The following is an 11,974-nucleotide window of genomic DNA, read 5'->3' as shown; positions in this document are numbered from 1 at the left end:
CTATTTTTCGCCCTGATTTGTGTCTTCACAACCGAGTTTACGAGTCCTTAGATACCGATGAATGTCGGTGCTCAGCAAAGCTAAATCATCTCATCCACAAGCTTAAAAAACGGTTTATTTTAGGGTTTCGATCGCCCCGTACAACGGGATTTATCAATTGGTGAAGACACCATAGCCGTCAGGCTACTATTTTTTTATCCCTAAAACATCTTTCAGTATCCAAATTTTGGCGATTCGATCAGCGTGTGGGGACACTCGCTGAGGCGGTGACGGTATTTTTAAGTGATTTTTTATTTTTTCAGTTGGTTATTCCTGCACAAAGCAATCGGGTAATGCGGCTTTCAATGCTTCCTTATCTTCACTTGTATACTTTTGCCCACCCAAACGCAACACTTGAAGTTTTTTTAACTGTTTAAGTACTTTTGGCAAGCGATTAAAAGCGTTTTTACCCAAATACAAATCACGTAGATTGTCTAATTGGGCAAATTCGGGGGGCAAATCGGTCAAACAATTGTGACCCAACTTAAGCGCGTATGCAATTGCTTCATTTGCCCTATGGCAGCAGGCAAAGCAGTAAGTAATGGACAAAAAATAATCCCCGATTCATCGGGACTGTAAGCTTTCGATTTAGGAAATGACCTTTACTACTGATACTTCGTTATTTTTAGCCTTTGGCAGAGCTCGGCACAGCAAAGCTGTAGCCATCGGTTATTGCTCGTAGCGCTGCTACGAACGCAAAAAATGCCTCGCCTCAGTGGTAAATCTCTATCTCCAAATGGATACCTTATTTTTCAACCATTACTAAGTTGATTTCTACTCAGGTTTAAATCTTCTAGTTGAGAAAGCTGGGGGATGGCTATCGGCAATGTAGTAAAATGATTGCCATAAAGACTCAATATTTTTAGTTGGGATAAACGCCCAAACCCAGACGGTAAGCTTGTCAGCTGATTGTTGCCCAGATCAAGGTAATTGAGCCGACTCAATTGCCCAATATCTTCAGATACTTCGGTCAATTGGTTACCATAAAAGCTTAACTTTTCTAATTGCTTGAGTTGGGTAATGACTGATGGAAAATAAGTAAACCGATTGCCTCCAAGGTTCATTCCAGTCAGTTTTTTGAGTTGCACAATGCACTGAGGCAGGTCTTTGAGTTGGTTACCATACAACCAGCATTCTTTCAAGTGCTGCAGTTTTCCTATGGTATGGGGCAGTTGGGTTAATTGATTGTTGTACAAGCGTAGTTCTTCGAGCTGTTGCAACTGTCCAAACTCAGGAGGCAAAGTAGTCAGTTGGTTGTTGCGTAAGTTGATGGTGCGCAGGTTTTTCATTTGCCCTATGGTAGCAGGCAGATAAGCAATGCGGTTGCGTGCCATATCGAGCCCCATCACATGAGCCAAAAAACCCACCGACGCAGGAATAACGGTTAACTCTTTTCGTCTTGACTTAAGCACTTCCATTTGATTGAGTCTGACAACGTGCTTGGGCTGGAGGTATTTTACGTTTTTGTTGCAAAAACACTGGTATAGTTCCAGGTAGGTTTTCAGGTAGTGCTGGTAGTGCAGGCTTTGGCTGGTGGGTTGTTTTGGGTAGCCTTGGGCTATTGTAAAAGCAAGTTGTACATTGGCTTCATCGAACGATTGCAACAATTGCAAAAACTTTTTGTTCAACGCTTCTTGCTCCGCTTGATTACTATGCATACATGTTTAAATAAAACACCTGCCCAGTTGAACCTAAGGCAGGCGCTTGGCATTTTTTTAATGATTAACGCGAGAACACCAACACCCAACCATCGTAGATGTAAGCGGCAGTAGTGATAAAAAAACCTTCACTCCAGCGCTCTTGTACAACCATGTCTATATCATCCCAGTGTTCACGACGGTGAATACACTGCTCACGATAAGGGGTGTCGAACGACTCGACAAAGAAATAATTTCCATCGTGGTCTATAATATCGGTCACCATTGCCTCTTCTTCCAGCTCTACCTGTCGGTTGTTAGGATCCCAGTTTTTGCCCATCCTGTCAAAGCGTTCGCTAAAATGACTGTGTGAAGCATTGCGGGGTTTACGATATTGACGCTGGTAGCCCCGGCGACGCTCGCCTCCCAGGTACATATCAGCTTCTATTTCTTCCCAATACGACAGTTGTTGCTCCCAACCCAGGTTTTCGGCAAGCATGGCTATATAAAGGCCATCTTCATCATCGTAAGCCATTTTGGTCATCGTAAGCCCTTGGTGCAAAGCCTCATGAAAAGAGTCTTCAAAATCGTCGAAGTGTTGGGTACCCTGCCAACTTTGCCCTCCCATGCCTCGCACACCTGCGGTGCACACCAAAATCCACTCTTCGTCGTCAATGGCAATATTAGTCACTACATATCCTTCGTCCCAGGCTTCTTCTATTTTACGCTCAGGAAAATCACTGCCCGACTCAATGTATTGCTCGCTCCAACCTGTGCCAGCACTCATTACTACGTGATAAACGCCATCACCGTAATCAAAGTCGGTAATGTAAAAGCCCTCTTGCCACCTACGCTCTATTTCACGCTCGCAGCGATCCCAGTTTTCTTCTATCACCAGGGTTTGTTCTGATATTTTTAAAGGTACCATAATAATAAGTTTTAAAAGTTAAATTTATAGGTAAAATAGTCAGGAGTCGGGAGTCCGTAGTTGGTAGTTTCTACCGCCTCAAGTCCTTAGATGCCGATGCATATCGGTGCTTTAAGCAAAAAGCTGCAACTCAAGACTTAAGAAAACAGGAGTGGATTATCGACTCCCCAACTTATCTGCTCAAAAGTTAACTTTTAGGATTGGCTTTGTCAATTTTTTGCTTGAAAATCCACCCGGCAAAAACCAACATTATTACATTGACTATGGCAAGCAAGTACCCAAACTTTTGCATAAACTGTAACCAGTTGACTTGGGCAAACGAGAGGTTTTTGTACAACATCACTGATATACTGGCAATGTAGGCAAAAGCGTCGAGCATGTAAATGAGAAAACCTACGGTGCCCACCGAATTGGTAGCAGCCAGCAAACGGTCGAATAAAAAAGAACCCAGAGGTATGTAACCCATATAGGTGCCCAACCCCAACAAAATCATCCACACAAACCCAGTAATGACTCCTTGGGCATACAAAAAAGAGCTCAAGCCTACCAATGCCGAACCTACGCCCACCCCTATAAGGGTGATGTAGAAAGCCTGGGCATTTTTGCGCACAAAAACCAACAGACTTAACAATATCAAAATAAGGATACTTACTATTATTTCGGATTGGCTAAACACCGATAAATCTCCTTGATAGCCTATACTTGCCCATATTTCTTTGGCAAAACCGCTGCGGGTTTCTCTAAAGGCATTGAGCAACATGTATACAATAATCAAGAAGAAAATACCCCCACCCTATACACGCATAAAACTTTTGCGTTGGGTGCTGTCCATTGGTTGCCGCTCTTTGCGTAAGCGTACATCTTCGGCATTGGGGGGTGGGGTGTGCCCCAATAGCCAGGCAACTATCAACATGGGCACAAAGTAAATACCACTGACATACAGGGGCATCCAATACTCCGAAACTCCTTGATTGAGTACTGCTTGTCCTAATTGCTGACTAAAGGCCGCAGCAAATATAAAGCTGGCGCTCAATCCGGTACCAAACAACTCGGTATACTTGCGCCCCTCGATAAAGCTGAGCACCAGCCCCCAGATAAGCCCCAGTGGAAAACCATTGATAAAAATAAAAACCAGGTTATAAGGCGGTGGGGTGATCGCCCAAAGTACCCAACTAAGCCCAGCGATGGTAAGCAAAGCTACTATAGAACGCACCAATGACAAGTTGTTTTTTTTGGCTTCGGCAATCAGCTTGATTCCGGCAAATTTGGCGGTGGCATAGCCCAGGGTTTGTACTACTACCAATAGTATTTTGTAGCTTAAAGTTACTTTGATGAGGGGAAGGGTAAAATTTAGGTCAAAAGAACCAGCCGTAAAGGGTTTACGAAAGCCATAAGCACAAAAATAGGTACTAAACACCGCCGCTACGATAAATATGTTGAGCATGAAGGGTTCGGCAGTGCTCAAACGTTGCTGTAAGCTTTTGTTAAAGATAGTCATTCTGTTTGGGAGGTTTGCGGTTTGGTGGGGTTAAGATAGCAGAAAGGGTGGATAGCCCCAAATTTATTGGGGCAAGTCTGCTAAAAGAATGGGGCATTAAAATAAGTAGTTTATAAACTTATGAGTGGTTCGCCGGGCAGCCTTAAGCTCGCAACCTGTCGCTTATGCCTTGAAGCTGTACTGTATCTATCAATTTGATAAACTATTAAAAATCAATGCATTACAAATTCCATAGTTGCCTGTGGCTTGTCGCTCAAAGCTTGCCTCTGTAAGGCTCCAGCTTAAGTACCCACCCCTGAACCTTGGCTCACTGTTTTTCTTGCCCTTTGGGGTTCTTCAGCTTCCAGGCGTTGGTTAAGGCGGTTAATGTAGTTTTCGATGGGGAAAAGTGTCACTTCAGCAGCTCCCTGAGCTTTGCCCTCTTCATACTCAAACGGATCGTCTATGTCTACAATAAGCTTGTACATGTATACATAGATGAGTTCTATCACTAGTATGATGGCAATTTCTGACACAGTACTCTGAAAATGCAGCAATAGCAGTAAAACACTCACAATGACTATTAACAGCTCTAGCAGGGCATATCCTGTGCTCAAAAAACCAGTTTTAGAAATGACGTTGGTGCGGGTAACCAATTGGCGTAAATCGCCCAACCTGATAAGCAAACGTCCAATGATGGGGGGTGCGCCTCCGGCGGCTTCTAAGGCATGAATGGTTTGGTTATACTCGGTCAGGGTTTGATGTACGTCCTGCTCAGAGTGTTTACGATATAACCATTCATAAATCATTTGACTCATTTCCAGTACTTGCCAACGCACCGATTTGATACTGGTATTGGTCTTGATGGCGAGGGCTACACTGGTTTCTTCTATGGTTTCCAGCGCGGTAGCAATTTCCCCAGGTATTCTTTCGCTTTCTTTGTAGTCAGCCAAGGTTCCGGCAAGCATAAAACCAATCAGAAAAACCCCTGACGTAAACACCAGCCGCATTTCTTGTATTTCAAAAAAGCCATTGATGTTAAAGAAATAAACCAGCCCGATTTTGATAAGTAATATGCCTACGGCAAAAGGAAGTGATTGATAAACCAACTTCCACTTCAATAAATTTCTCGAAAATATTTTCATCTGTCCTTACCTCATGATTGAGGCTTGTATAGCCTGCAAAATCCTGACCAAACGTTGATCACCCCTAACAAAGGGATGCCATACAGTAGAAAGCGGAAGGTTTCCACAAAAAATACTTGCTATACACAACAATAGGACTATATTTTGGGTTTAAGTTTAAATAAAAAATAGTCAAGTATTTAAGTAAAACTACAAAAATAACCTGACCTACAGATACTGTTCTTCTGGACTGCTTTATTTTTTACATTTTACTAAGGAATGGTTGAAACATAAACCTTAAAAAAACTATGCTCGTAAAAAATAGTTTGAGACTCTAAACACGGTGTTTTTACCACAAAAATTCAGGCATATCCCACACCATTTTATTATTGAGTCACTCTTTCTTAACTTGGCACCTACATTAATAAGGCATTACAATGAATGAAGAAAATATACAAGTCAAGGTCACCACTAAACCCCAAGGCAGAAGGTTGGTAATAGGTGATGTACACGGATGTTATCGCACCCTTAAGAAGCTGATAGAAAAGCAGATAAAATTGACTAAAGACGATTATTTGTTTTTTCTGGGTGATTTTATCGATCGAGGCCCTGACAGTGCCGCAGTGCTCGACTACGTGTTTGAGCTGGAAGACAAAGGGTTTCAAATTTTCCCATTAAGAGGCAATCACGAACAAATGTTTTTGGATGACTACCAGGTAGAATCACCCGAAGCATTACAACGCATATTGAGTGAAAACAATACCCAAAATTTATTGGATAAAAACGGTCAGGTAATTACTGCTTATTGGGATTTTTTCCAGTCGCTGCCCTATTATTATGAACTGGACGACTTTTATCTGGTACACGCTGGTTTTAACTTTAAGCGCCGCAATCCTTTTCAGGACTTATATAGTATGATTTGGATTAGAAACATAGAGATACATTGGATGATGTACCAGCAAAACGAGCCTAAAGAACCTGCTCTTAAAGCTACATTCGATAAGTTTAAAAACCGTAAAATTGTATTTGGGCATACTCCCACCAGCATTTATAACATCAAGCATCAGATTGGAAAAAACAAGCCACTGATTCCTCTCGACAATGGCTGTGTGTTTGCTCAGGCAGGGAGCACAGAACTGGGGCGTTTGTGTTGCCTTGACCTTGACTCTATGGAATTGATGAGCCAGGAAAACGCAGAAAATGTCAAAAGCTTTTTTTAGGACACTTATCAAGTGCAGTGTTGCGAACTGCACTTGATTTGAACTCATTTATTTTTATTTACCCAGCAGTCAGCTTGGTCAGTATGTCTTCAAGCCCTTTGGGTACTATCCGATATTGTTTCTCTTTAATTTTGTCCAGGCTCAACCAATACGCCTGAAAAACTGTTCCATCCAACTCCTGACAGTTGATGCGGGGCTGTTGATACAATATTTCGTCGACAAAGTGTGCCTGATACAAAAAAACGATGTCATGGTAAGCCCTGCCCCGGTGTTCAAAAAAATCTTCTACTACCTGTAGCAACTCAGGCTGAGTGATGGTTGCGTCAATTTCTTCTTGTATCTCTCTTACCAAAGCGTCTTGGCTGTGTTCTTGAAACTCTACCGAACCGCCCAGGGGTCTTACAAAATAACCTTGTTGGGTGGTGTCATAATGTTTAGAAAATAAAAACTGCGCTTTGTGCTTGAAGATACCAAAAGCTTTTACTCTAATCTTAGGCGTCATTGTATCTATGTTTTTTTTTGATTGTGATTGGCACGTTATCCCTCCACTCCAGAGTTTCTTCGGGATTTGAGTGCTGCCTTTCAGCTAATTTTATACAAGTTTATCAGCCTTCCAATGCTTCAACGATGTAGATTTTCCTAATTTACTACCACCTTGTGCACCGTTGTCTGCCCGGTAGTAGTGCCTACAATTTTAAACAAATACACGCCTGAAGCCAAACCCGACACATCAAAAGATTTGGCAATGTTGGAAGTAGTGGCAAAACTACTCACCAATACCTGCCCCAAGGTATTTTGTACCGTTACGGTAGCATCTTCTGTCGATAAAATATTGACAATGCCTTTTGCCGGGTTAGGGAAAATCAACACCGTTTGCCCGCTGCCAGACACAGGTGGAGGTGGCTGGCTGGTTTCATCGTTTCGAACATAAAACACTCCCCCCCCGTTGGTTCCTACCAGTATATCAGGGTTTTGGTCATTATTTAAGTCAGCCGCTACCGGAGTTACCATAATACCAAAACGATAAGGTGCATACTCGCGCGATAATTCATTGAGTATCAAGTCAGTGGCAGGAGTCCAGGTGGCATTGTTGAGTTGCTCCAAAAAGCCCGCATATATATTCAGTTTACCCGAATTATCGCCCGTGAGCAAATCGGGCTTCCCATCTGCGTCAAAATCGGCCACTGTCAAACGCAAATTACGGGTGCTACTGCTGCCTGCTACGCCTCCTAGGGTAGTCGTTTGCAACTGAAAATCAGGCGAAAGATTATTCCCCTGATTGAGGTAATACTCTAATTGTCCATTGCCTTTGCCCACCAATAAATCAAAATCAGCGTCCTTGTCTACATCCAACAACAAGGGTTGGTCACTCCCCGAAAGGGGCAAGTCATATTTAATTGCCTGCGACAGGTCAAAACTCACCGCCTGGCCATTAGTGGCAATATTGGGCAAATACTGAAACAATACTTTACTATCTTTAGTCCAGGTAAGCCCCAAGTCACTCACCCCGTCCTGATTAAAGTCTTGCACTACAGGCTGCAGACGACTCACCTTGAGCGCCGACAACTGCAAATAATCGGTATCTTTGAGCTTAAAAGCAGGTACTTGGGCGTTCCCTGTATTTTCGTAAAGGTGCAGCGTGGCATAAAAATCTCCGTTGCCCTGTGGTTGTCCGGCATTGCCCACTATTAAATCAAGGTCACCATCACCGTCATAGTCTACCACCGCCGGAAAAGCATTTTCGCCCAAGTCGAGCATCGTGTTTTGCATAAAATCGGTTTGACGAAAGTCATACAAGGGAGCGGCATTACTGCCCGTATTTTTGTACCACCACGACGACTGGGCAAAGTTTACCCGATTGTCTTCGTTGCCAAATAAGTTGGGCGATACCAACAAATCTTTTGCCCCGTCAAAATCAACATCGGCAAGAAAAAAAGCTGGAAAGAGAGGTAAATCAATGGGTTTGCTTGCCGGAAAACCTACATCAAACTGGGTAAAAGCCGCTGCTACACTGGTGCCTTGGTTCAACATACGATAACCTTTGGTACAACTAATATCGCTAATGAGGGCATCGTGTACTCCATCGCCGTTCAAGTCGCTTACCAATAGGGCTGATCCTACGTGATTTACCCGTTTGCCAGCATTGCTTTGGGTTCTTCGCCCATTGTCGCAGGTAGCCCCAAAGCTAAACACCCCACAAGTAGCGCCCTCTTGCACTCCGCCCCAGCAACGATCTACCCGTTTGTATACCAGTTGTGAAGCATTGCCACTTTGCTCGATGCTTTGGTTTTGGTGCAATTCAATCAATCCCCCCAAAAAATCAAATGTAATGATGTCCAGGTCACCATCATTGTCTATGTCTACAATAGATGGGATGTCGGTAGCTGGTACAGCAAGGTTTAGGTTGGGAGTAAAACCTTCGGTGCGGATAAGGTCGGTGGTAAGCTCCCACTGAGGAGGTTGAGAAGCAATGCTTACGTTACGGTACGCCAAAATGCCCCCCCGTCGGCTGTAGGCAAAAATATCTTTTTTGCCGTCTCCATCATAGTCACGCAACAGCATCCAAAACGACAACTCCGGAAAAAAACTTTCGTACTCGGGGGCATAAGTATAACTTTTTTGACCATTGGTTTCTACGCCAATAAAAGTGGAAATTTTGTTGTTGGTTCGGTCAAAGATTACCAGGTCTTCCAGTGCGTCATTGTTGAGCTTCATGGTATTATACTGTGCTGAGTTAATGCCCCCCGCCCAGGCATTGGTATACGTACTTCCCGTATTGTTTTGCACAATGGGCATTTCACGACGGCTAAAGAAGAACTGGGCAGTTGCTTCGTTTGTGTGTAACCCTAAGGCAACGACTGCCCCAATAAAATATATGATTCGTTTGAATGACATGAGATTTTTAATTTTATGTACTTTTGCAACTACTTTTAAAGACGCCTTAATCAACCAGTGACCACTAAATAAGTTTATAATGAGTGTAGATTTTATAAAACAACGAATTATTTCTGCTCAAGGGCAGATAATTACTCAAGATACCCATACGATTTTGTTCGATGATTCATTTCAAGAGGTCGCCCAGGTAAAAGCTAGTCTTCAGGCTTTCGCCAACGTACAGGCTAAGCCCAAGGCATTGCTTATTGCCGACTTGAGCAATGACGAAAGTACGCATAAGGAATTGGGAGAAGTAATTGCTCAATACGCTCCCGAATCGGTCACTTTTCATGGCAAAACCATCGTACGGGCTTTGGCACAAAACCCCCAAGCGGGTTATTTTCCTGATAAATTTTCGTTGCACAATTGGTTATCAGACCGCGATTTTTCGGATCATTATGTATTGGTGCTGGGAGGCGGCGAGTTAGGGATGCAATCGGTCATTCAATTTATTTAAATATATGCCCTTCCAACTATTCACAACTTTGCAGCGAGGCTATACACACCCGTTATTTTGCGAAGATTTTTTATTTACGCACACCTTGGGGCAACGCTATCTGCTGACAGCTGTAATGGACGGTAGTACGATGGGTAAAACCTCGTTTTTTGCCGCCACCCTCATTGCCAAATTATTGCGCAAGGTGTGTACTACACTGACGTATCAACCTGAGTTCTCTCAACTCAATGATGTGGCTCAAATAGGTCAAGAAGTGCTCAGACAATTGTTTGCGGAGTTTAAACAAGCAAGAAGTGAGTTGTTTTTGAGCCAAGACGAGACCATGAGCACATTACTGTTGGCAGTGACTGATCATCAACAAAAAACGGTGTGGATTGTGGGCATTGGCGATGGCATAGTAGTGATCAATGATGAGGTGAAGATACTCGATCAAAACACCAGCCCGATTACCTGGGCTATCATATCAATCAAGTTTTGAAGCGTGTTTGCCCATCATTCGCAAGTATGGACATTTGCCCAAATACACAACCTTGGCATTGCCACTGATGGCTTGCTTGCCATTGAATTTGGCAACGAATCAGCAGCCCCCTCTGCAATTGCAGAAGTAATGGTAAATGCAATTGATACACAAAACAAGCATGCCCTCGATCAAGTGATTGCCCAACTACGCAAACAATACCAGGCAGATTTGCAAGATGATGTAGCAGTGGTGAGGGTTTTGCTAAGGTAAATGGCCAATAAAGAACTTTATCCGATGACCAAACCTACGTTAAGGCAACAAGATGCTAAAATATTACAACTATTGAACTCAGGGGATGAAGCAAATATCGCCTTGGCGATACAACTATGTTGTGGTGTAGAATATGGTGAAGAGGTAACTAAAGAACTTCGAGAAAACCATATATTATCGTGTCTAAAAAACAACCTAGAGGTACTTTACTGTCAAACTCTTATCGCTTGCGATTTATCGGATAAAAACCTCGATAGACTCCCCGATGAAGTTACCCAACTGGTCACATTACAACAACTAGACCTAAGCAATAATAACATTGAACACCTCTCTCAGAAAATAAGGCAGTTAAAGCAATTGAAAAAGCTTGATCTACAGGGAAATGAGCTGGCTCAATTACCCCCGATCGTCGAACAATTAACAGGGTTAGAAGAGCTTATATTAGGTTATAATTACTTAACTCAACTACCCGGATCAGTGGGCAACTTAACTCAATTGAAAGTATTAGAGGTACATAACAATGACTTGTTCAGGTTACCCTCAACAATAGGGAAACTCACCTCACTAATAAAGCTTAACCTTAGCTACAATCAACTAAGTGAGTTATCTAAAATGACAGAAAACCTCGTAAACTTACAACAGTTGAATTTACAACACAACCAACTATCCCAGCTTCCTATGGCTATTGGGCAGTTAACTGCTTTACAAAAACTAGTATTAAGCGGAAACAACATGAATGTATTGCCTGCTAACATAGAACAATTAACTAGTCTTAAACATTTGAGTCTGGGGGGCAACACATTGGAACAGTTGCCACCAACAATTTGCAAATTAAAAAGTCTGACAGAACTATTTTTAGACTACAACTATTTGCAACAATTACCTATAGAAATCAAATATCTCAAGCATTTACAAAAGCTTGAGTTAAGCTATAATGAGTTGAAGGAGTTACCTGCAGAAATTGGACAGTTAACCCAACTCAAACAGTTGAATTTAGGGCAAAATTTATTAACTAAACTTCCACCAGAAATTGGGCAACTCAACTGTTTAGAAAACTTGTGGGTATACCAAAATAAGTTAACAAACATACCACCTACTGTAGGTCAGCTTACTGCTTTACAAAGGTTTATGCTAAGCAATAACCAGTTGACAAGTTTGCCAATAGAAATAGGGCACTTAAGCCATTTGTCGACACTAAGTTTAGAGAACAACCAACTTGCTACCTTGCCATTAGAAATAAAGCAGTTAAGCAAACTAAAATCCTTGCAACTTACAGGTAACCCTATGGCACAAAGTGAGATTGAAAAAGCCAGGAAGCTTTTGCCTCATTGTGAGGTAAAGTTTTAGGTAAGGGCTTGTTTAAAATTCACCTAAAAGGCGTTTTACGCGATTTTTGCACTCATATATTGCTAAATTTAGCTTCGCAGA

Annotated in this window: 11 protein-coding genes and 1 pseudogene; 5 read left to right on the top strand and 7 right to left on the bottom strand. The window is 42.5% G+C overall.

Annotated features, from left to right (window positions below):
• Positions 1–306 precede the first annotated feature (306 nt).
• The 5 genes and pseudogenes from M23134_RS24100 to M23134_RS24080 all read right to left on the bottom strand — a co-directional run bounded on the left by M23134_RS24100 (position 307) and on the right by M23134_RS24080 (position 5,226).
• Positions 307–522 (bottom strand): hypothetical protein, encoded by a 216-nt coding sequence (locus M23134_RS24100; protein WP_075164069.1) that lies wholly within the window; start codon positions 520–522, stop codon positions 307–309.
• A 269-nt stretch (positions 523–791) separates the two neighbouring features.
• On the bottom strand, positions 792–1,697 hold the full coding sequence (locus M23134_RS38815; protein ID WP_002700446.1) for a leucine-rich repeat domain-containing protein: 906 nt from the start codon (positions 1,695–1,697) through the stop codon (positions 792–794).
• A gap of 64 nt (positions 1,698–1,761) precedes the next feature.
• Positions 1,762–2,604: a DUF7477 domain-containing protein gene (locus M23134_RS24090; RefSeq protein WP_002700444.1), complete on the bottom strand. Its 843-nt coding sequence runs from the start codon at positions 2,602–2,604 to the stop codon at positions 1,762–1,764.
• A 187-nt stretch (positions 2,605–2,791) separates the two neighbouring features.
• Positions 2,792–4,048: pseudogene (locus M23134_RS42230) on the bottom strand (DUF5690 family protein).
• A gap of 335 nt (positions 4,049–4,383) precedes the next feature.
• The gene (locus M23134_RS24080) at positions 4,384–5,226 is read right to left on the bottom strand and encodes a hypothetical protein (protein WP_002700440.1); all 843 of its coding nucleotides are present in this window, start codon (positions 5,224–5,226) and stop codon (positions 4,384–4,386) included.
• A 416-nt stretch (positions 5,227–5,642) separates the two neighbouring features.
• Here M23134_RS24080 and M23134_RS24075 point away from each other — a divergent pair, with 416 nt between their 5' ends.
• Complete coding sequence (locus M23134_RS24075) at positions 5,643–6,425, top strand: metallophosphoesterase family protein (RefSeq protein WP_002700439.1); 783 nt, start codon at positions 5,643–5,645, stop codon at positions 6,423–6,425.
• A 58-nt stretch (positions 6,426–6,483) separates the two neighbouring features.
• Here M23134_RS24075 and M23134_RS24070 read toward each other — a convergent pair whose 3' ends face one another.
• Positions 6,484–6,927, bottom strand: coding sequence for an NUDIX hydrolase (locus M23134_RS24070; protein WP_002700438.1), 444 nt, complete (start codon positions 6,925–6,927; stop codon positions 6,484–6,486).
• Between the two features lie 137 nt (positions 6,928–7,064).
• Positions 7,065–9,320 carry a T9SS type A sorting domain-containing protein gene (locus M23134_RS24065; protein ID WP_002700437.1) on the bottom strand — a complete coding sequence of 752 codons (2,256 nt, stop codon included), beginning with the start codon at positions 9,318–9,320 and terminating at the stop codon, positions 7,065–7,067.
• Positions 9,321–9,399: 79 nt separating this feature from the next.
• On the opposite strand from M23134_RS24065, the gene M23134_RS24060 reads away from it, so the two are divergent.
• From M23134_RS24060 to M23134_RS24045, 4 genes are read left to right on the top strand one after another with little or no spacing between them, the layout of a single operon-like run.
• A complete protein-coding gene (locus M23134_RS24060) occupies positions 9,400–9,816 on the top strand; it encodes a hypothetical protein (RefSeq protein WP_002700436.1) in 417 nt (138 codons plus the stop codon).
• A 4-nt stretch (positions 9,817–9,820) separates the two neighbouring features.
• Positions 9,821–10,294 (top strand): protein phosphatase 2C domain-containing protein, encoded by a 474-nt coding sequence (locus tag M23134_RS24055; RefSeq protein WP_045114236.1) that lies wholly within the window; start codon positions 9,821–9,823, stop codon positions 10,292–10,294.
• Positions 10,295–10,297: 3 nt separating this feature from the next.
• Positions 10,298–10,546 (top strand): hypothetical protein, encoded by a 249-nt coding sequence (locus M23134_RS24050; RefSeq protein WP_002700434.1) that lies wholly within the window; start codon positions 10,298–10,300, stop codon positions 10,544–10,546.
• Between the two features lie 24 nt (positions 10,547–10,570).
• Complete coding sequence (locus M23134_RS24045) at positions 10,571–11,893, top strand: leucine-rich repeat domain-containing protein (RefSeq protein WP_002700433.1); 1,323 nt, start codon at positions 10,571–10,573, stop codon at positions 11,891–11,893.
• Positions 11,894–11,974 lie beyond the last annotated feature (81 nt).

Source organism: Microscilla marina ATCC 23134, assembly GCF_000169175.1.
Classification (GTDB): Bacteria; Bacteroidota; Bacteroidia; order Cytophagales; family Microscillaceae; genus Microscilla; species Microscilla marina.
The sequence above is the reverse complement of the archived record's forward strand: the minus strand, read 5'-3'. Positions and strand labels throughout refer to the sequence as shown.